The organism is Synergistaceae bacterium (assembly GCA_012521675.1).
Taxonomy (GTDB): Bacteria; Synergistota; Synergistia; order Synergistales; family Aminobacteriaceae; genus JAAYLU01.
Genome location: JAAYLU010000001.1, coordinates 1 through 20230, shown reverse-complemented (window position 1 = coordinate 20230; position 20230 = coordinate 1). Strand labels below are relative to the sequence as shown.

Here is a 20230-nt window from a genome sequence, read left to right as displayed (position 1 = left end):
GCTCTCCAGCCCCTTGGCGAAGGACTTCGTCCCCTCGTACCCCTTCAGCAGCTCCTCCAGCTCCGGCCTGTCCGCGAAGACCCTCATGCCCCCCTCGTCCTCCGGGAAGCCCTTGAGGAAGATCAGGTCGAACTCGTCGTTCTGCGAGGATATGCGCTTCAACCAGCCGGCTATCGCCTCGTCGCCCGACGGAGCGGAGCCCATCGCGGCCACGGCGGTTTTGCGGTGGCGGCTCTCGGTCAGGGACTGGAAAGAGTCGGTCAGAGAGTCGTTTATCCAGAAGAGTATCGCGGCGAAGAGCAGGATGGACAGTGCCAGTGTGATGGATCTCTTGGACAGTATGTCCTCCCCTCCTTTCGGGATGTCGAAATGGTGCGAGGGGAGAGCCCCCCTCGCACCTCGCGCAAACTGCCTTGCAGGCTACCTCAGGTCGCCTATCTCCCTGTTCCAGCGGTCGAGCAGACGCTCCTTGTTCGCCGCGTCCCAGACGTCGTCCTGGTTCACCAGCACCATCTTCTCGAAGGAGAAGCCCGTGTCGACCGGGGAGGCCTTCGAGCTGAGCGGGATCACGAACCAGCTTGCGACTATGTCCATGGCGCTCTGGCCGAGCACCCAGTCGTACAGCTTCTTGCCGTTCACCGGATCCGGGCCGTCCTTGACCATCGACATCGCCGCCGTCTCGAAGCCTGTCCCGTCGTTGGGCACCGCTATCTCAAGCGGCGCTCCCTGCACCTGGAGCTTGATGAGGTCGTGCAGGTAGCCGATAGCCACGGGGATCTCGCCGATCGCGCAGCTCTTGCCCGGCGCCGATCCGGACTTGGTGTACTGGTCGATGCTGCGGTCCAGCTCCCTCAGGAACTCGAACGCCTTGTCCTCGTCGTCGTCGGCGATGCGGATCAGGGTGGTGATCATATTGTACGCCGTGCCGGACGTCCCCGGGTTGGCCACTCGGGCAAGCTTCTCGAATTCCGGTTTGACTATGTCGGCCCAGGAGAGGGGCATCGACAGGCCGAGCTCCTTGGCCCGGTCGATATTCATGCCGAAGGCGATGGGCCCGACGTAAAGGCCGATCCAGTACTGCTCGGGATCGCGGAACTTCTCCGGGATCGACGACGCGGCCCTGGAGTTGTAAGGAGCGGTCAGCCCCTTGTTCTTCGCGTCGATGTGCAGGGTGCCGACGCCGCCCACCCAGATCGACACCCTGGGAGTGGCCTTCTCCGCCTCAAGGCGAGCGACCGCCTCTCCCGAGGTCAGGCGGACCCAGTCGACCTTGATGCCGGTCTCCTTCTCGTAGGCGTCGAACAGCTCCTTCGCGTGCATCTCCTCCAGAGTCGTGTAGACCGTCACCGTCTCCGCCGCGGCCGCCCCAGCGACCAGCAGCGCCATTACCACCGCAAGCGCGCACAACAGGCTAAATCTTTTCATCCCATGCAACTCCTTTGCTTTGATATTTCGGCCTGATATTCCAGGTCGATTTGAAACCTTGAAAAGTATATGAACTGAGCCGGACAATGTCAAACGCCGCCGCGCCTAAAGGCCCTTCTTGGCCCGCCCCTCCCCGTATCGCAGCGAGACCCCGCCTCCCATCGTCAGCGACAGGCGCAGCCCGTCCGCCCCCACCGACAGCCCCTCCAGCGACAGGTTGGAGAGATCTCCCTCCATCATCACGTCGTCGGCTATCCAGCGCTCCTTCAGCATGTCGGACAGCGACTCGGCGGTCCTCTCGCGAAGCTCGCCCAGCGGCCAGACCATCCTCTCCGTCATCTCTTTGAGAAGCGCGGGCCTTGCCAGCCACGCCGCCGCCTTCGCCAGGGCGCTGTTCGTTTTTTCCTCGAAATCCGCGTCCTCCATCCGGACGACCTCGTCATCTCGGGAGTAGACCGGCCTTCCCATGATGTAGATCTTCCCCTCGACCGCACCTCCCGGCCCCCTGCCCGATATGTCCGCCTCGGCGACGAGGCTCTCCCCCCGGCCGAAGAACTCCACCCGGTTCACTGTGACGCTTCCGCCCGGTATGTCGATCTCCGGCATCTCCATCGAGGTGACGTAGTCGCCCAGCGCGGCGTAGGAGATGATACTCTCCACGTTCAGCAGCACGCCCGGCTCCATGTTGGGCCCCATCGCCTCCAGCCCCGGCAGGGGGGAGGGCATCCGCTCGCCCGGCCTCTCCGCCGTGATCGACAGCAGGCACTTCAGCCCCGCCGTCGCGGTCAGCTTCCCGTCCCTGGCGGAGAATGGCGGCATCGCCAGCGAGATCGGCGTCACGGAGAGCCAGAGGTCAGGGTCCTCGCTCAGCCTTATCGGCTCGAACAGCCCTTCCCACTCCTTCTCGGCATGCTCCCTTATGCGAGCGGAGCGGTTGATCTCCTCCTCCGCGCTCGCCAGCAGATCCCCCGACCGCCTGTTGAACAGGTCGGTCAGCAGGGAGGCTATGCCGATCTCCTGGCCCAGTATGTTCAGGGTGGGGGAGCTGGTCCACTCAAGCCTGGCGGCGCCGTTCAGCTTCAGCCTCCAGTCCTCCTCCAAGGCTGGCGACAGGTCGAGGTGCAGCCTGCCCGCGCCCATGATCTCCTTGCGCGCGCTGGACGATATCCCCAGTATCTCCCCCCTCCACGAGACTATCGACGAGAAGCGAAATGGCAGGGAGAAGCCCGCCGCGCCCTCGGCGAACGACACTCCCACCCTGCCGGTCTTCTCCAGCAGCAGGTCGGCCCTCGACTCGCCGAAGCTCCTGTCGATCACCTCGTCCTTCACGTCGTAGAGAGGGTTGACCAGGGCTGCCTCCAGCATCCCGGCCGCCTCGTCCGCCGTAGTGAATATCGGGACGGAGATGTAGGACTCCCTCGGATCGGGCGTCTCCTCCGGCGTATCCTCGGGGGGAGGCGCCGTGTCCAGCCTCTCCGGCGCAAGCTCCTCCTTCGGCGGATCGTCCCAAAATGTCGGCTGCCCGTTCACCGCCAGGGTGGACGCCAGGAAGGCCGCCGCGCCCAGCAGCAGGAAGAGCAGTGGTATGCCAATGGTCTTTCTCACGGCGTCATCTCCTATCTATATCTGCGTGTGAAAAGGGTTATTTTTCACGTTTTCGTCTCCCTTCGCCCCGTCATGTATTATAATACACCGCAACCGGAGAAAGGCTGGTGATCTTATGCCTATCAACGTACAGCAATTTTTTCTGCAGAAGAGAGGCCTGGGCTACGTTGCCCCAATCCTCTGCACCATGCGCGGGCTGGCGGAGGACGACATAGAGGAGGCCGTGGAGTTCCACAAGAGGATATCCGACCAGATCGGCGACGCGGACATCTTCTGCGAGGACAACACCATCGCCGAGAGCGTCATGGGCGAGGGGCTGGCCATAGGGGTCTACGCCGAGGGGAGGATAATCGCGCTCAGGTCGGTCTCCTACGTGAAGGGGGACCTGGAGGATGCGGTCGAGGATCTGAAGCTGGACCCGGAGGAGATCGACAACGTGGCTGTCATGGACTTCTGCGTGACCGACAAGGCGTTCAGGGGAAACTACATACAGTTTTTCACTTATCTTCACATAGAGAGCCTCATGTATCCCAACAGGTACCATCTGTACACAACCGTTTCCCCCAGGAACGTATTCAGCCTGAGGAACGTGCTGAAGTGCGGTTTCATCGCGGTCGACTTCAAGAAGAAGTACGGAGGGCACAACCGCTTCGTTCTCTACAAGAACCTCAGGAGGTCCATCCCCGTCAGCACCAGGGGTCGCAAGCAGGTGCTGCTCCGCAACTTCGACTACCACCCCAAGGTGATGGAGGCCGGCTTCGTCGGTTACAAGACCAGGCTGAAGCCCAACGGCATGGTGATGCTCTACGGCAGGCCGTTGGACGAGGTCCCCGAGGACAGGAGATGAACGACCGCGCGGCCCGCGGCTTCGAACTGGCGAGGAGGATCGAGTCAGAGGGCTTCGAAGCCGTTCTGGTCGGGGGCGCCGTGCGCGACATCCTGCTGGGCCGCGAGGTCGGTGACTTGGACATAGCCACCTCCGCGCGTCACGAGGAGCTGGCCTCTCTATTCCCGAAAGGGAGGGCCGTCGGCCCTGAGGGCAAGCGGGTCTTCCTCGTCCCCTGCGAGGGGGGCTCGTGCGAGGTCGTCTCCTACGCAGGCTCCCTCGAGGGCGAGCTGGCCAGGCGCGACTTCACCGTCAACGCCCTCGCCATGCGCGCGACCGGCGAGATAGTCCGCGCCGGGAGCGGACTGGACGACATAAGGGACAGGCTGCTCCGCTTCAACGGCAGTCCGCCCGACAGATTGAGGGAGGACCCTCTGAGGGCCCTGCGCCTTCCGCGCTTCGCCGCCGAGCTGCACGGCTTCACTGTCGACCCCGGCTCGCGCGATTTCGTGCGCGCCGTGCGGCCGCCGGTCGAGCAATGCGCCCCCGAGAGGATAGGCCGGGAGATGCGGCTGGGACTGTCGGGCGACGCTCCGATCTTTGTGCGCACCCTGGACGACTGCGGACTGGCCGGCCTGCTCGAGCCCCTGGTCGGAGTGCGAGCGAGCCCTGCGGTGATAGTGCGCGCCCTCGAAAGGCTCGACACGGGCGCCGAGCCATTGGTCAGGCGGGCGGCCGCTCTGGCCCTCTTCCGGGGGTGGGCGGACTCCCCCGGCCGAGAGGGGGAGGGAGTCCGAACCGTGCTGGCCAGATGGGGCTGGCCCTCTGCCGTTGTCGCGCGGGTAACTCTGCTGGTGCGCAAGAGGAGCGCCTTCGGGCGGGGCGATGCCCGGCGCGAGGCCGTCTCCCTGCTGCTGGACCACGGCTGGGAGTTCTGCCTCTCACTCGCATCGGTGCTGGAGGAGGTGCTCGGCTCGGACAGGGCGGCCCTCCTCCGAGCGACGGCCGCAAGCCTTCTCCCCCGGATGGCGACCCTGAAGGAGCGAATCCCGTCCGGGGACGAGCTGATGGAGCATCTCTCGCTCCGGGAGGGCCCGCTGGTGGGTAGAATCCTGAGAGAACTGAGCGAGGAGCATCTGCTGCGCGACTTCCCGTCCAGGGAGAGAGCACTTAAGGCGGCGGAGCTGCTGGCAAAAGATCATAAGGAGGGCTGAGCCGTGGAGAGGATCAGGCTGGATGCGCTCGAGATAGCTACCAGGGCGATAGAGGCGGTGCTGCCCGAGAGAGCCGTGCGCGAGGCCCTCGAGGGCGATTCGTTCCTGGAGCGACTGGGAGAAGGCGGCAATGTCGTGCTGGTCGCCATCGGCAAGGCCGCCTGGAGGATGGCTAGCGCCGCGTCCGAATCGTTGGGCGACAGGCTGAGCGGCGGAGTGGTCGTGACCAAGTACGGCCACTCGGGCGGGCCGATCGATCGGCTCGAGATCCACGAGGGCGGGCACCCGATCCCGGACGAAAACGGCGTCGCGGGGACGGAGAGGGCCCTGGCGGCAGTCAGGGGCCTTGCGCCGGAGGACACTGTGCTCTTCCTCGTCTCCGGGGGCGGCTCCGCCCTGTTCGAGAGCCCCGCCGCGGGGCTGAGCCTAGCCGACATAGCCGCGACCACAGGCGAGCTGCTCGCCTGCGGGGCGGACATAGTCGAGATCAACACCATCCGCAAGAGATTGTCATCTGTCAAGGGAGGCAGGTTCGCACAGGCTTCGTCCCCGGCTCACGTCTACTCGGTGGTGCTGTCGGACGTGCTCGGCGACAGGCTGGACAGCATAGCCTCCGGCCCGGCGTGGCCCGACTCGGCCACGTCCGAGGACGCACTGGGCATAGTGGAGAGGTACGGACTGGTCCTGGGCGAAAATGTGATGGACGCTCTGAGGGTCGAGACGCCGAAGTCCCTGGAGGACGTCACGTCTGTGATAACGGGCAGCGTGACCGCACTCTGCGCGGCGGCCGAGTCGGAGGCGAGGCTACTGGGCTACACCCCGCTCGTACTTACCACCACCCTGGACTGCGAGGCCCGAGAGGCCGGGGCGGTGATAGCGTCCATCGCGCGCGAGGTCCGGTCGTCCGGAAGGCCGGTGAGGCCCCCCTGCGCTGTGATAATGGGGGGAGAGACGGTCGTCAGACTGACGGGCGGCGGCAAGGGAGGGCGCAACCAGGAGATCGCGCTCGCGGCGTCGTCAGGGATAAGAGGGCTGGAGGACACGGTCGTCCTGTCGGTAGGCTCGGACGGCACGGACGGCCCCACCGACGCTGCGGGCGGAGTGGTGGACGGCGCCACCGCCAGGCTGCTGGTCGACAAGGGCATTAACGTTCACTCTATCCTGGCGGAGAACGACTCGTACAACGCCCTGAAGGCCTGCGGCGGCCTGGTGACCACCGGCCCGACCGGGACAAACGTCAACGACCTGACCCTGCTGCTCTGCGGCCCGGAGCGACCAGGCTATGCCTCCGGCTCGTAGAACCGGTAGCAGTCGCCCCCCGCCTCCTTCCCGGCGGACAGGGCCTGCTCCGCCACCCTCAGCAGCCCCTTCGAGTCCTGCCCGTCGGTCGGAAACACGCTGATGCCTATCGTGGCGGTCAGGGTGAACGAGCTCTGCTGCGGCGCGGCGCTCTTTATCGCGTTCAGCATTCTATCGGCGATGGCCGAGATGTCCTCCTTCGTGCCCGGCTTCGGCAGGATGACGTAGTAGTTCACTCCCTCCATCCTGTAGATGATGTCCTCGCGCCTGCACGCTCCCTGGAGGCGCTGCGCCACCCCCTTAAGCAGCAGGTCCGCCATCTCCCTGCCTATCGCCTCGTTGACCCTGTTGAACTTGTCCAGGTCGATGTGAAAGAGGGCCAGCGGCGAGCCGGTCCTCTGAGCCTCGGCCAGGGCCAGGAAGAGGGCGCGGTTGAAGCGGGTCCTGTTTGACGCCATGTCCAGCGGGTTGTGCACGCTCTGCAGCAAGATCTGCTCCTCCAGCTCCTTGCGCGCGGTTATGTCTATCGCCACGCAGACCACCGCCCTCTTGCCGTCGAACGTCTCCGGCATCAGGGAGATGTGCGTCTCCTGGAAGTATCTCTTGCCGCCTATCTCTATCTCGTAAGCCGCCGTCTGGTGCGCTCCCGTCTCGAAGCATCTCTCCAGCGGCGCCATAAGCTCCTCGGCCTTCTCATCCGGGAGAGATTCTCTCACGGTCTTTCCGATGTACTTGGAGACGGTTTCAACCCCCTCGGACGATCCGCTCACCTCGATGAACCTGCCGTCCTCGTCCAGCACCAGCAGCATCGCCGGCAGGGCGTTGGTGAAGGCCGCCAGCTTGGACTCGTTCCTCTGCAGCTCGCTGTGAATCTCCATGTGGGCTGTTATGTCGGACACCAGCCAGAGGATCTCCTCCGGCATATCGCACCCTCCCTCGATCACGCAGACCCTGTGCAGCACCCACCGCCATCCGCCCTGCGGGTTCTTCAGCCTGTAGCCCTTGGGCGTCGCATCCGGGACGAAGGAGAGAGAATCCCTGTCCTCCGGGTGAACCAGGTCCTCGAACCGTACCCTTCCCGAGGTGAAGTCCGATGGATCGTAGCCGAATGCCCGGATCCCCTCGGAGACGAAGCAGGGGCATTCTTCATCAGAGCGAAGCCAGATAAAAGACGCTATGGGGCTTTTATTTACAACCTTCTCGAAATCGACGCCTCCGCACTGTTCCATACCGGCTTCCATCTCCTTTACGAGGACTTTGTCGCTAATTCTAGCATAAACGCGCCCGGCGACATAGTCCGCGGTCGAAGTCGCGCTCCGCTCCTGTTATTTTGCCGCTCCTCGACGTATAATGTGCCGGGAGGGGAGAGACACGATGGCGAAGAAGCGCTACCAGCACGAGCTTGAGCTCCGCCAGTTCACGACCAGGGACTACGACGAGGTCAGGAGAATAATGAACACCATCTACCCGGAGATGGGCGGCGCCTGGTCCAGGGAGCAGTTCTCGTCCATGATAGCCCGCTTCCCCGAGGGGCAGCTCTGCATAGAGGACAAGGGCAGGGTGGTCGCGGGCGCCCTGTCGCTGATCATAGACTACTCCCGCTACGGAGACAGGCACACCTACGGCGACATAGTCGGCGACGGCCACCTGAAGAACCACGACCCGACAGGCGACTTCCTCTACGGCTTCGACGTCTTCGTCTCGCCCGACTACAGGGAGAAACGCCTCGGCCGCCGCCTCTACGACGCGCGCAAGGAGCTCTGCGAGACCCTCAACCTCAAGGGCATAATCATCGGAGGTCGCATCCCCGGCTACGCCGACTGGGCGGGCAAGAAGTCCCCCCAGCAGTACGTCCGCATGGTCTACAACCGCGAGGTGCTCGACCCGGTGCTGACCTTCCAGATGAGCAACGACTTCCACTACAAGAAGATAGTCGACAACTACTGGCCGGAGGACTTCAGCTCCAAGGGGTACGGAGTCATCCTGGAGTGGAACAACATCTACTACGAGGAGAGGCGCAGGCTCATCCCCAAGGTAAAGACCTACATGCGCCTCGGCGTCGTCCAGTGGCAGATGAGGACCTTCGAATCCTTCGACGACTTCGAGCAGCAGGTCGAATTCTTCGTCGATACTCAGGCGGGCTACAACACCGACCTCATGCTCTTCCCCGAGATGTTCAACGCCCCCCTGCTGGCCCAGTTCGACCAGGAGGACCCGGCCGAGGCCATGCGCTCTCTCGCCGGCTACACGACTGACCTGCGCAGGAGCCTCGTGGAGATGGCGGTCGCCTACAACATAAACATAGTCTCCGGAAGCGTGCCGGAGCTGCGCAACAACCGCCTCTACAACGTAACCTACCTCTGCCGCCGCGACGGCACCTGGGACCAGCAGTACAAGCTGCACATCACCCCGGACGAGTACCGATGCTGGGGCCTGCACGGAGGGCACGACCTCGGCGTATTCCAGACGGACGTAGGCAACATCGGCATACTCATCTGCTACGACGTCGAGTTCCCCGAGCTCGCCCGCTACCTCGCCATCAAGGGCATGGACCTGCTCCTGGTGCCCTTCTGGACCGACACCAAGAACGCCTACCTCCGGGTCCGCCGCTGCGCCCAGGCGCGTGCCATCGAGAACGAGTGCTACGTCGCAATAGCGGGCAGCGTCGGCAACATCCCCAAGGTCGAGAACATGGACATCCAGTACGCCCAGTCCGCCGTCTTCACCCCGTCGGACTTCGCCTTCCCGCACGACGCCGTCGCCGCGGAGGCCACCCCTAACACGGAGATGGCGCTGATAGCCGACCTTGACATGGAGCTGCTGAAGGAGCTTCGCCTGCAGGGCAGCGTGCGAAACCTGCACAGCAGGAGGACCGACCTCTACTGGATAGACTGGCTGCGCGAGAAGGGCAGGCGGGAGGAGTAGCCGCACCTGCCGCAGAAAGGATGTTGCGTCAATGAGGGAGAGTACTTCACAGATCAAAAAGAATCCGTTCGGCATCCTGTTTCGGGGATATCTTGTCAGGGTGTCGAACGGAATGGCGTTGGGGCTGTTCGCCTCGCTGATAATCGGCCTGATACTGAAGCAGGCCGGTCACCTTCTCTCCCTGCCCTTCCTCGAGCATCTTGGCAGGGTAGCGCAGGTTCTGATGGGCCCGGCGATAGGGGCGGGAGTGGCACACTCGGCAGGCGCGTCGCCGCTGGGTCTGTTCTCTTCGATCATCACCGGGGCTATCGGAGCGGGGACCTTCTCCTTCGAGTCGGGCGCGGTTGTGGCCTCGGTCGGGGAGCCTGTCGGCGCCCTGGTGGCGTCACTGGCGGGCGCGGAGTTCTCCCGGCTGGTATCCGGCAGGACCAGGGTGGACATAGTGATCGTCCCGGCCGGCACGATAGTCGCAGGCGGCCTCGCAGGAGTGTTCGCAGGCCCGGCCATCGCGCGGGGCCTCCACTGTCTCGGCAGCGTGATCAACGTGGCCACCGCCCTGCAGCCGATCCCGATGGGGATTGCCGTCTCGGTGATAATGGGGCTGGTGCTCACCCTGCCGATAAGCAGCGCCGCGCTCGCCATCTCCCTCGGGCTCTCCGGGCTGGCCGCGGGCGCGTCCACCACCGGATGCTGCTGCCAGATGATCGGCTTCGCGGTGGCCGGCTTCAGGGACAACGGCATCGGAGGGCTGCTCTCTCAGGGGCTGGGCACCTCCATGCTTCAGGTGCCGAACATAATCAGAAACCCGTGGATATGGCTTCCTCCCACACTTGCCTCCGCCCTGCTGGGGCCCGTCTCGACCGTGGTCTTCGGCATGGTGAACGACAGTGTCGGGGCCGGCATGGGCACTAGCGGACTGGTCGGTCAGGTGTCTACCTTCGAGGTGATGGGATCGGCCGCTTGGAGTGGAGTGATCCTGCTGCACTTCCTGCTCCCCGCCGCTCTGTCGTTGCTGTTCGCCGAGCTCCTAGGGAGGGCGGGGCGGATAAGGCCCGGCGACATGAAGCTATAGCCCCTGGAAGAGGCCGAGCGTTGTACGGGCTACTTCGAAGTAGAAGAGCAGCCCCAGGACGTCCACCACCGTGGTGATCAGCGGGCCGGACATTATCGCCGGGTCCGTCCCCAGCTTCTCCGCGGCGAAGGGCAGCAACCCGCCTACCAGGTTGCCCATTACGACCACGCCGACGATGGAGATGGCCACGGTGAGCGCCACCCCCGGCCCGGCCCCCATGTGCCACGCCCTGAAGTATGCCATCACCGCCAGTGCGGCCCCCAGCACCAGCCCGGTTAGAATCTCCTTCTTCGCCACCCGCCACGCGTCGGGCGGCTCGATCTCCCCCAATGTCATCCCTCGGACGACCAGTGTCGACGCCTGGGTGCCGGAGTTCCCCCCCGTGCCTATCAGCATCGGGATGAAAAATGCCAGGGCCACCACGCTCTCCAGCGCGAACGAGTACCTCTGCAGCACGAATGTGGAGAAAAGCTGCGTCACAATGCAGATCAGCAGCCAGTTCAGCCTCTTTCGCGACAGGGTGACCACGTTCGCGTTCATGTACCCCTCCTCGACCGGGGAGACTCCCGCCATCCGCTCGAAGTCCTCGGTCGTCTCCTCCTGGATCACGTCGATCATGTCGTCGAAGGTCAGGATGCCGACCATCCTGCCGTCGCTGTCCACCACCGGCAGAGTCTGCAGGTCGTAGCGCGACATGGTCCTCACGGCCTCCTCCCTGTCGTCGCACGTCGATACGAAAACCGGGTTCGCGTCCATTAGATCGGACATCAGCTCTCTCGGGTCGGCCAGGATCAGGTCCTCCAGGTGCACCGTCCCCTTAAGCCTCCTGTCCGAGCCGACGACGAACGACGTGTAGATCGTCTCCTTCTTCGCCGCCGTGGCGCGGATCCTGTCTATCGCCTGGGATGCGTCCATACCCTCCTTCAGGTCGACGAACTCCGGGGTCATGATGTGCCCCGCCGTGTCGGGAGGATAGTTCAGCAGGGCGTTCGCCAGCCTTCGCTCCTTCGGCGACAGGTGCGACAGCAGCCTCGTGACGGTCTCCGCCGGAAGCTCGTCGAAGAGGGCCGTCCTGTCGTCGTCGCTCATCTCCTCGATTATCGAGGCCACCTCCGAGTCGGTGAAGTGAGCCATCAGCTCCTCGCGGGCCGCGCCACCCAAAAACTCGAACACCTCGATAGCCTGATCCTTCTGCAACAGCCTGAAGAGGAAGACTCGCTCCGTCGGCGGCTTCTCCGCCAGTATCTCCGCGACGTCGGCCGGCTCGAGCGCGGCGAACAGCTCCTTCAGGCTCTTGAACTGCCTGCGCTCGAACAGCCTGTCAACGCTTGCTAGGAAGGACTTCCAGAGCTCCGCCACGGCGCTCACCTAACCCAGGCCCAGCAGCCGCCTGGCGACCTCCAGGTAGAGCATCAGCCCCAGCACGTCCACCACGGTCGTGATCAGCGGGCCGGACATCACCGCCGGGTCGACCCTCATCTTTTTCGCCGCGAAGGGCAGGAATGCGCCCACCATATTGCCCATCATCACCACTCCGACCACCGATATGGCCACGGTCAGCGCCACCATGGAACCCGTCCCCATCTGCCAGGCTCGCAGAGAGGCCAGCGCCGCGAGTATGCTTCCCAGTATCAGGCCGGACAAAGCCTCCTTGACCAGCACCGTCCACAGGTCCCCGGCTGTTATCTCCCCGAGGGTCAGCCCTCGAATCACCAGGGTCGACGCCTGCGTACCGGTGTTCCCGCCCGTGTCTATCAGCAGCGGGATGAAAAATGCCAGGGCCACCACGCTCTCCAGCGCGAAGGTGTAGTGCTCCAGGATAGTGGTGGAGAAGAGCTGGGTCACTATGCAGACCAGCAGCCAGGTCAGCCTCTTGCGCGACAGGGTCATCACCCCCGCGTCCAGGTAGCTCTCCTCGACCGGGTGGATTCCGGCCATCCGCTCGAAGTCCTCCGTGGCCTCCTCCTGGATCACGTCCATTATGTCGTCGAACGTAAGGATTCCCACCAGCCGCTCCTCGCTGTCCACCACCGGGAGGGTCTGCAGGTCGTAGCGGGACATCACCACGGCGGCCTCCTCCCTGTCGTCCGACGTGGAGACGAACACCGGGTTAGCGTCCATTATCTCCGCTATCGTCTTGTCCGGAGCGGCCAGTATCAAATCCTCCAGGTTGACCGTGCCGCGAAGACGGCGGTCCGGGCTCATCACGAAGGAGGTATAGATCGTCTCCTTCTTCGCCGCTGTGGCGCGGATCCTCTCGATCGCGGCCGACGCGTCCATATTCTCCTTCAGGTCGATGAACTCCGGCGTCATGATGTGGCCGGCGGTGTCCGGGGGGTAGTTCATGAGGGTGTTGGCTATGCGCCTCTCCTGAGGCGAAAGGTGCAGGATAAGCTTCTTGACCGTCTTGGCGGGCAGCTCGTCGAACAGGGCGGTGCGGTCGTCGTCGCTCATCTCCTCGATGATCGACGCAGCCTCCGAGTCGGTGAAATTGGCCAGCAGCTCCTCCCTCTCCGTCCCCTCCATGAACTCGAACACCTCTATCGCCTGGTCCTTGTACAGCAGGCGGAAGAGGAAGGCGCGCTCCGTCGGCGCCTTGTCGGCCAGGATCTCCGCTATGTCAGCCGGCTCCATCACGGCAAGCAGCTCCTTCAGGCTCTTGAACTGCCTTCGCTCGAAGAGCCTGTCCACGCTGGCGAGGAATTTTTCCTTAAGGTCTATCACGGCGTCGCCTCCTTGCCCCGGCGCGGCGCAGGACCGCACAGCCCGCAAAGCCTGCGAAGAGGCGCGCGGGTCCGGAACGTCTGATTATTTCGTCCAGGGTTTTATCAGTGAGAAAACCCGGCGGGCGCCGGGCGTCGGCTCACTTGAAGCGGAGGCCGTGTCGGCGCTGAATTACGCTGAGAGGGTGCTACTTAAGGGTTGCGATCCACTGTCCACAGAACCAACTCCTTTAAAGGGTGTCATCCCGAACGCGGTTTCCTGTCATCCCGAGCGAATGCGAGGGATCTCGCCTTTAACTCGGATTTACTCCTAGATCCCTCAGATCCCTCCCCTCGGCCCTCTGGCCTCGGGATAAGCGATCGACACGAACGGAAAAACCGGCCCGTTCGGTCGCCTGCTTATGTCGTCCCGAGCGAACGCGAGGGATCTCGCCTTTAACTCGGATTAACCCCTGGATCCCTCCGGTGCTGCGCACCGTTCGGGATGACTTGAGGTTTGTCATCCCGAGGAGCGAGGCGACGAGGGATCTCGCTTCTACTCTCAAAAAAATAACACAAACGCCGCGAAAAGTCGATAGTCGGCGCGGCCCGGCACAAAAAACCGGCCCCTTAAGGGGCCGGTCTCGTCATGCTGTTTTCCTTCGCCTCTTTCCCGTGAAGGCCGGGATCATCAGAACTAGCGTTATCGCCCACAGCGCCAGGCAGAGAGGCCTCTGGAAGAATATCAGAGGCGACCCCTGCGACAGTATCAGCGACTGCCCGAAGCCCAGCTCCGCTATCGGCCCCAGGATCAGCCCAAGCACCAGCGCGCCGGTGGAGAAGCCGCCCTTGTCCAGGAAGTAGCCCGCTATGCCGAAGCCGAGCATCAGCCACACGTCGAATAGGTTGTTGTTTATGGCGTAGCTGCCTATGACTGATAGCATCACGATCCCCGGAATCAGCAGAGCGTTCGGGGTCGTCGTCACTCTCGCGAAGTAGGGCGCAAGGTATAGCCCCAGCACCAGGAAGACCAGGTTCGCGATGAACAGCGACAGGATGAAGCCGTAGGTCAGAGTCCCGTACCGGGTGAACAGCTCCGGCCCTGGAATCAGCCCCTGGATCATCAGCCCTCCCATCAGGGCGGCGGCAACGCTGTTCCCCGGTATTCCGAGGGTCAGCAGCGGGATTATGGAGCCTCCCACGCAGCCGTTGTTCGCGCTCTCCGCAGCGGCCACTCCCTTCGGGTTTCCCTTGCCGAACGTCTCCGGGTCGGGCGCGCCCTGCTTGGCGAAGTTGTAGGAGATGAAGGCCGAGATGGTCGCCCCCGCACCGGGCAGCATTCCCACTATCGTGCCGATCAGGCCGCCCTGCACTATTGTACCGCCCAGCCCCTTCGGCATCCTGCTTCTCTTGATGCTCCCAAGCGAGATTCCGTCGTCATCCAAGGCTATGCGGGTCTCCGCCGTGAGGTCGAGTATCTGGCTGATGGAGAAGAGCCCTATCAGAGCGGGCATGAATGGCACTCCGTCGAACAGGTCTATCTGCCCGAAGGTGAATCTCATGTAACCTGACAGGGGATCCATGCCGACAGTCGCCACGATCAGCCCCAGGAAGCCGGAGATCAGCCCCTTCACCATGCTGCCCCTCGTCAGGGTCACTATGCTCGACAGGCCCATGATCGACAGCACGAAGTACTCGGGCGGGCCGAATCGTAGCGAGAAGTGAGCCAGCGTCGGCGCCATGAAGAGCAGCGCGAAGGTGGAGATTATGCCGCCCCAGAAGCTTGACCAGGCAGCCACCGTCAGGGCCGTGCCGCCCTTTCCCTGCCGAGCCATCGGGTAGCCGTCGAACGACGTTGCCGCCGCCGCGGGCGTGCCCGGAGTGGAGAGAAGTATCGCCGATATCGCGCCGCCGTACATACCGCCGCAGTAGACTCCCCCCATAAGGGAGAGCCCAAGAAGCGGCGGCATTCCGAAAGTCACCGGGATAAGCAGTGCCACCGCCATAGTGGCGGTCAGCCCCGGCATCGCGCCGACTATTATGCCGACCACGGATCCGGCGGTTATCGTGAACAGAGCCAGCGGGTCGAAGAGGGACGTGAGAGCCGGAACAAGAAATTCGTTCATGGCCTATCCCTCCCAGATCCCGGCCGGCACCGGTACGCCCAGGAAGTACACGAACACCAGGTATATGAAGGCAAGTATCAATCCCGTCCCTATGGCTATGAAGAGGGGGCTCCTGTAGCCCAGCAGCATCGCCAGCGCAGGCATGAAGATCGCACCCGCTAGGAAGAAGCCCAGGTACGGAATGGCGGCGCAGTAGCCCACCATCGCCGCTATCGTCACGAAGAAGTGGCGCGGCGAGCGGATCCAGCGCTCCTGCGGCTCGGATGTGGCCTCGCTCTGAAAGAACAGGAGGGATGAGAGCACCGCGAGGACCCCGGCCAGGAAATATATGTACCGGGCCGCCGAGGCGGCCCGGTCCGGGAAATCCTTCGCCCCCAGGAAGAGCGTCGCGGCGAGCCCCAGCCCAGCGGCCGAGAAAAGCCGGTTCGTCACGGGGGTCATTCGCTCTACCAGGGATCCTTCTCGTAGGCCCTGTTCGTCACCTCGAGAAGATCCTCAAGGTACGCCTTGTACTCGTCCGGCCCGAGGAAGTTGGTCTCAAGCTGCTCCTTCGCCGCATCCAGGAAGTCCGGATCGACCAGCACCTTCTCAAAGACCTCCAGAATCATCTTGTAGGCGTCCTCCGGGAAGCCCGCGGGCGCCGCGAATCCCCTGGACGAGTCGGAGATGACCTTGTAGCCGAGCTCGGCGAAGGTCGGGATCTCCGGCACATTCGGGTGCCTCTTGTGCGTCATCATCGCCAGTATGCGAAGCTCGCCCGCCCTGTAGTTGGACTCGATCTGCGACAAATTCATGAACCCCATGGACACATGACCGCCCATCACGGTCGCCTTCGCATTCGACGAACCCGTCGCCGGGACGCTCTTCACAGTGCATCCGGTCGACTCGTTGAACTGCGCCAGCGCGAAAGCATCGTCGCTGCCCGGCCCGGAAGTCGAACCGGTCAGAGCGCCGGGCGCCGCCTTCTCCGCCTCGATGATATCCTCCACAGTCTTGAAGGGACTCGATGAAGGCACGATCAGCACTCCCGGATCCGTCACAAGATTGTACAGCATGTCGAAATCGTCGATAGTGTAATTCGCCCTATTCGCCGAGATGTGTGCCGTGAAATGGGGTGTGTAGACCGTTCCGATCGTATACCCGTCCTTCTTCGCGCGGGCTAGAGCGTCGAACCCCCTCTGTCCGCCGGCGCCGTCGATGTTGTTGATCACGAACGGCTGCGGGAAATACTTCTCCGCGAACTTCGCGAACAGCCGGGCCATCGTGTCCGTGCCGCCTCCGGCGTTGGACGCGACGATGATCGTCACCGGCTTCGTCGGATAATCGGCGGCCGCCGCCGCCCCGAATGCAAGAATGAGCGCAAGAGCTAAAAGCAGTACTCTCTTCATGTTCCACATTCTCCTCTCGTGGGATGATTGATGCCAAACATTCAGTGCCTATTTATCTTCGTGCAGGGCCTTCTTCCTGGCCTCGATGATTGGCTTCAGCCTCTCCCCCTCCACCATGAAGTAGACCCTCTCCGCCACGTTCGTCGCATGGTCGCCTATGCGGGCCAGATGGCGCGCTATCCATAGCAGCCCCGCCGCCCGCTGCGCCGTCGCCTCGTCCCCGTTCGAGTTCCGCGCCAGTATCTCGATAAGCTCGTCGAAGATGCTCTCGTAAAGCTCGTCAAGCTCGTCGTCCCTCATGCAGATCTCCATCGCCAGCTGGATGTCGTTCTTCTCGAACGCCTTCAGCGAGTCCGCCACCATCTCCGTCGCGATGTCCCTCATCTTCGGGATGTCCACCAGCGGCTTCAGCAGGGGGTACCGGTTCAGCAGCATGGCCTTCTGCGCTATGTTCACTCCCTGGTCGCCGATCCGCTCAAGGTCCATGATGATCTTCAGCACGGCAAAGACGAAGCGCAGATCCTCACGCACCGGCTGCCTAAGCGCGATCGAGCACAGGCACTCGTTGTCGATCGCCGCCTCCATGTCGTCGATCGCGTCGTCGTCGGCGATCACCTTGGAGGCCAGCTCGTCGTCGCGCTCCTCCAGCGACTGAACCGCGAGCCTGAACGCCTCGGCGGCCATTCCACCCATCTCCTTGACCATGGATAGAATCTTCGCCCGGTCGCCCGAGTACAGTATCGCCTCCACTCCGTCCTTCTTCTTTCTGAACATAGAGCTCCCCCCCTGCGGCGGACGCACGCGCTGCGGCTCTCCCGAACGGGAAGAGGCGTCTACAGGGCGACGACCAAGTATGCATTATGTCACAGAATACGTCATGCCAGTGCAAAAGTCAATTCCGTCGGCGCGGTTGCAAATCGCCGCAGTCTGGTATCATATAATGCACGATGCATAATATTATTCAGGGGGAGAGGTGCGCCATGAAGAGGACATTTGTACGATGCGTTATCCGAGGGGAGAGGAGGGCCGCCCTGGTCGAGGAGGGATCCCTCTACGACTTCGGCGGGGGCATGGGAACGGACGCGGTGCGAGGGGAGCGCATAGGGGCTCTGGAGGATATTGAAAGCTATCTCCCGCCCTCGTCGCCCGGCAAGGTGGTCGCCATCGGCCTCAACTACAGGGACCACGCCGCGGAGGTCGGCAAGCCCCTTCCCGAGGAGCCGCTTCTCTTCCTGAAGCCCTCCACCAGCGTAGTGGCGCACGGCGAGCCGGTGGTATACCCTCCCGCAATGACCAGCCGGGTGGACTACGAGGCGGAGCTGGGGGTCGTCATAGGCAGCAGGTGCAAGGGCGTCTCCCCGGAGCAGGCTTTAGCCTGCGTGCTTGGCTACACCTGCGCGAACGACGTCACTGCCCGCGACCTGCAGAACAAGGACGGCCAGTGGACCAGGGCCAAGTCCTTCGACACCTTCTGCCCCCTCGGGCCCTACGTGGTGTGCGGCATCGACCCGTCGGACCTGGAGATAAAAATGTTGCTCAACGGCGAAACAGTGCAGAGCTCCCGCACAAGCAACCTGATCTTCCCCGTCCCCGTGCTGGTGAGCCACATATCGCAAGTGATGACCCTGGAGCCGGGCGACGTGATAATCACGGGAACCCCGTCCGGCATAGCCCCGGTGAAGAAGGGCGACGTGATGAGGGTGGAGATAGAGGGCCTGGGCGCGCTGGAGAACAGGGTGGAGTAGGGGTCGTCCCTAACGACCGCCCTTTTTGTCGTCCCGAGCGAACGCGAGGGACCTCGCCCTTGACTTGCCGCCAAACCCGAGGTCCCTCCGGCGCTTCGCGCCGTTCGGGACGACAAAGCCCCGTCATCCCGAGGCAGCTTCACCGCCGAGGGATCTTGGTTCTCTTCAAGTACATTGATAGAATTGAGACATTGATAAGTTGGTTGAGGGATTGAAAAAACTGGCGGAGGGCAGAGGATTCGAACCCCTGGGGCTTGCGCCCGGCTGATTTCAAGTCAGCCACCATCGACCACTCGGACAGCCCTCCGCTCGCAAACGGCATTATACACCCTCGAAGAGGCGTTGCCAACGGTTCGGCGAGGAAGTGGGCATCCGCTCGGGCCGCCCTGCCAGGCCCTTCTTCCCTTACTCCCTCCGAGGTGCTATCATAAACGCGGGACACGCACCGCCAAAACCGAGGCGCCGCTGCAGCGGCCCCGCACAACGGAGGTGTAGCGATAATGAATGACCACTCGCGACGATGGGCACCGCGGCTGATTCGGGTTCTCCTGTTTCTGGCGCTTGCACTTGCGCCCGCTGCGGCCTCCCTCGCCGCCTGGGTGGAGGAGCCCACCGAGATCGCAGGCCTCCCGCCGGACGTCTGCCAGCCCGGCGCGCTCACCCCGTCCGCGGTCGAGCCGGAGGAGCTGAAGCCCTCCTACAGCTCAAGCGTCCTCCGTATTCTGGAGCCCTCCGCCGGAGAGCTCGTCGTCGGCCTTCGCGCCATCCTAAACTACTTCGACTCCCGATCCTCCGGCTACAAAGAACTCCAGCGCCTGCCGCTGTTCAAGATCCCCATCGCCTCGGCCGACATCTGCCCGTACCACGACGTCGCGGTCGTCCACCCGCTTCGCGGCTTTGAGGGCGCTACGCCGGAGCAGCTAACCGTCGTCAAAACCCTGGGCGAGGACGTATTCATGCACTACACTCTCGCCGGTGGCGCCGCTTCGCTCACGGGCAGGAAGTTCGCCGTGATAAGCAACGACCTCGCCACCGTCATGGCCCCGGACGAGCCCATAGCCGAGGGCTGCAGCATCGCCCTCTGCATATCCCCGTCCGATCCCTTCTTCAACATAGCCCTCGAAGGAGTCATCGACCCTTCCTTCGTATACTCGAGCGCAGCCCCTGCACCAGAGCCGCCGGACCCGGAGCCCGACCCCGTTCCCTGGCTGACCCCCATCTACCCGCGCTACTTCGAGAGCGAGCTCCCGTCCGGCCTGTGCGTCGCCCGCGACGTGTCGTATCCCCGCAGCCCCGACGAGGCCTGTCTGCGCCGCGACGCCGAACAGATAGTCACCCGGACCGACGGAGGCTACCTAGCCCTGGACGAGATAGTCGTCGACAACATATTCAGGGCAGCCCCGGAGCTCGACCGCCGGAGGACAATGCTCCTTCCCGTTATGACGGGCCATGTAACCCACAGCAGGCAGACCGGCCTCTTCCTGATAGACCCCTCCATCCTCCCCGGCGCCTCGACGCTGTACGGGAAGACCGCGGGCGAAATCCGGCCCGTCAAGGCAGTCAACGCCAAAGGCGAAGACGCCGTGCACTACAGACTGGCCTCGAAAATGACCGACCTCTCCGACGGCAGATTCGCCATCACCCGCAGGGAGGACGGCCGTCCCCCATTCCTGCAACAGGACGACGAACTGAAAGAGGGCAGACGCTACTACCTGCTTTTCGCAATTAAAGACAACGGCCCCTACGACGCCTGCGACGCACGCCTGCTGCTTGCCGACCCATGCTTTGTCACGGCGGTCCGCCCCGAGGCGGTCGACCACGACGACAGCGGCGGCTGCTCCGCGGCACAGGCCCCGTCTGCGCTGTTGCTGGCCCTCGTCCCGCTTGCGGCGCTCCTGCGCGG

The 20230-nt window shown here is 63.5% G+C and carries 17 protein-coding genes and 1 tRNA gene; 7 read left to right on the top strand and 11 right to left on the bottom strand.

Annotated elements, in window-relative coordinates:
• The 3 genes from GX181_00090 to GX181_00080 form a co-directional block, all read right to left on the bottom strand.
• Window positions 1-213: hypothetical protein (locus GX181_00090; protein NLM70344.1), on the bottom strand; the 213-nt coding region annotated here is incomplete at its 3' end.
• A 207-nt stretch (window positions 214-420) separates the two neighbouring features.
• The gene (locus tag GX181_00085; protein NLM70343.1) at window positions 421-1425 is read right to left on the bottom strand and encodes an ABC transporter substrate-binding protein; all 1005 of its coding nucleotides are present in this window, start codon (window positions 1423-1425) and stop codon (window positions 421-423) included.
• Window positions 1426-1530: 105 nt separating this feature from the next.
• A complete protein-coding gene (locus tag GX181_00080; protein NLM70342.1) occupies window positions 1531-3030 on the bottom strand; it encodes a DUF4403 family protein in 1500 nt (499 codons plus the stop codon).
• Between the two features lie 115 nt (window positions 3031-3145).
• On the opposite strand from GX181_00080, the gene GX181_00075 reads away from it, so the two are divergent.
• From GX181_00075 to GX181_00065, 3 genes are read left to right on the top strand one after another with little or no spacing between them, the layout of a single operon-like run.
• Window positions 3146-3877, top strand: coding sequence for a hypothetical protein (locus GX181_00075; GenBank protein ID NLM70341.1), 732 nt, complete (start codon window positions 3146-3148; stop codon window positions 3875-3877).
• Window positions 3874-5070, top strand: a complete 1197-nt coding sequence (locus GX181_00070; protein ID NLM70340.1) for a CCA tRNA nucleotidyltransferase — start codon at window positions 3874-3876, stop codon at window positions 5068-5070. The genes GX181_00075 and GX181_00070 overlap by 4 nt, the downstream gene beginning before the upstream one ends.
• A gap of 3 nt (window positions 5071-5073) precedes the next feature.
• Complete coding sequence (locus tag GX181_00065) at window positions 5074-6369, top strand: glycerate kinase (GenBank protein ID NLM70339.1); 1296 nt, start codon at window positions 5074-5076, stop codon at window positions 6367-6369.
• Here the strand turns inward: GX181_00065 and GX181_00060 are convergent.
• Window positions 6351-7598, bottom strand: a complete 1248-nt coding sequence (locus GX181_00060; GenBank protein NLM70338.1) for a diguanylate cyclase — start codon at window positions 7596-7598, stop codon at window positions 6351-6353. The two genes, GX181_00065 and GX181_00060, sit on opposite strands and share 19 nt — an antisense overlap.
• A gap of 145 nt (window positions 7599-7743) precedes the next feature.
• Between GX181_00060 and GX181_00055 the strand changes: the two genes are divergently transcribed.
• Both GX181_00055 and GX181_00050 read left to right on the top strand, forming a co-directional pair.
• Window positions 7744-9294 (top strand): GNAT family N-acetyltransferase, encoded by a 1551-nt coding sequence (locus tag GX181_00055; protein ID NLM70337.1) that lies wholly within the window; start codon window positions 7744-7746, stop codon window positions 9292-9294.
• Window positions 9295-9325: 31 nt separating this feature from the next.
• Complete coding sequence (locus GX181_00050; protein ID NLM70336.1) at window positions 9326-10366, top strand: PTS sugar transporter subunit IIC; 1041 nt, start codon at window positions 9326-9328, stop codon at window positions 10364-10366.
• On the opposite strand, the gene mgtE (GX181_00045) is transcribed toward GX181_00050, so the two are convergent.
• From mgtE (GX181_00045) to phoU, 6 genes are all read right to left on the bottom strand, one after another.
• Window positions 10361-11725, bottom strand: a complete 1365-nt coding sequence (gene mgtE / locus GX181_00045) for a magnesium transporter (protein NLM70335.1) — start codon at window positions 11723-11725, stop codon at window positions 10361-10363. The genes GX181_00050 and mgtE (GX181_00045) overlap by 6 nt on opposite strands.
• Window positions 11726-11734: 9 nt before the next feature.
• The gene (gene mgtE, locus GX181_00040) at window positions 11735-13090 is read right to left on the bottom strand and encodes a magnesium transporter (GenBank protein ID NLM70334.1); all 1356 of its coding nucleotides are present in this window, start codon (window positions 13088-13090) and stop codon (window positions 11735-11737) included.
• A 625-nt stretch (window positions 13091-13715) separates the two neighbouring features.
• Window positions 13716-15194: a C4-dicarboxylate ABC transporter permease gene (locus GX181_00035; protein ID NLM70333.1), complete on the bottom strand. Its 1479-nt coding sequence runs from the start codon at window positions 15192-15194 to the stop codon at window positions 13716-13718.
• A gap of 3 nt (window positions 15195-15197) precedes the next feature.
• Entirely contained in the window at window positions 15198-15626 is a 429-nt protein-coding gene (locus tag GX181_00030; GenBank protein ID NLM70332.1) for a tripartite tricarboxylate transporter TctB family protein, read from the bottom strand.
• Window positions 15627-15640: 14 nt separating this feature from the next.
• Window positions 15641-16582 carry a tripartite tricarboxylate transporter substrate binding protein gene (locus tag GX181_00025; protein NLM70331.1) on the bottom strand — a complete coding sequence of 314 codons (942 nt, stop codon included), beginning with the start codon at window positions 16580-16582 and terminating at the stop codon, window positions 15641-15643.
• A 48-nt stretch (window positions 16583-16630) separates the two neighbouring features.
• On the bottom strand, window positions 16631-17356 hold the full coding sequence (gene phoU, locus GX181_00020; GenBank protein NLM70330.1) for a phosphate signaling complex protein PhoU: 726 nt from the start codon (window positions 17354-17356) through the stop codon (window positions 16631-16633).
• Between the two features lie 206 nt (window positions 17357-17562).
• Between phoU and GX181_00015 the strand changes: the two genes are divergently transcribed.
• Window positions 17563-18327, top strand: a complete 765-nt coding sequence (locus tag GX181_00015) for a fumarylacetoacetate hydrolase family protein (protein NLM70329.1) — start codon at window positions 17563-17565, stop codon at window positions 18325-18327.
• Window positions 18328-18548: 221 nt separating this feature from the next.
• Here GX181_00015 and GX181_00010 read toward each other — a convergent pair.
• Window positions 18549-18634: transfer RNA gene (locus GX181_00010), tRNA-Ser, on the bottom strand.
• A 193-nt stretch (window positions 18635-18827) separates the two neighbouring features.
• Between GX181_00010 and GX181_00005 the strand changes: the two genes are divergently transcribed.
• Window positions 18828-20230: hypothetical protein (locus GX181_00005; GenBank protein NLM70328.1), on the top strand; the 1403-nt coding region annotated here is incomplete at its 3' end.

Excerpts from the sequence above, each read along its gene's own strand:
- GX181_00085 (NLM70343.1), bottom strand. The coding sequence starts at position 1,425 with ATGAAAAGATTTAGCCTGTTGTGCGCGCTTGCGGTGGTAATGGCGCTG.
- GX181_00075 (NLM70341.1), top strand. The coding sequence starts at position 3,146 with ATGCCTATCAACGTACAGCAATTTTTTCTGCAGAAGAGAGGCCTGGGC.
- GX181_00070 (NLM70340.1), top strand. The coding sequence starts at position 3,874 with ATGAACGACCGCGCGGCCCGCGGCTTCGAACTGGCGAGGAGGATCGAG.
- GX181_00060 (NLM70338.1), bottom strand. The coding sequence starts at position 7,598 with ATGGAACAGTGCGGAGGCGTCGATTTCGAGAAGGTTGTAAATAAAAGC.
- GX181_00055 (NLM70337.1), top strand. The coding sequence starts at position 7,744 with ATGGCGAAGAAGCGCTACCAGCACGAGCTTGAGCTCCGCCAGTTCACG.
- GX181_00050 (NLM70336.1), top strand. The coding sequence starts at position 9,326 with ATGAGGGAGAGTACTTCACAGATCAAAAAGAATCCGTTCGGCATCCTG.
- GX181_00035 (NLM70333.1), bottom strand. The coding sequence starts at position 15,194 with ATGAACGAATTTCTTGTTCCGGCTCTCACGTCCCTCTTCGACCCGCTG.
- GX181_00025 (NLM70331.1), bottom strand. The coding sequence starts at position 16,582 with ATGAAGAGAGTACTGCTTTTAGCTCTTGCGCTCATTCTTGCATTCGGG.
- phoU (NLM70330.1), bottom strand. The coding sequence starts at position 17,356 with ATGTTCAGAAAGAAGAAGGACGGAGTGGAGGCGATACTGTACTCGGGC.
- GX181_00015 (NLM70329.1), top strand. The coding sequence starts at position 17,563 with ATGAAGAGGACATTTGTACGATGCGTTATCCGAGGGGAGAGGAGGGCC.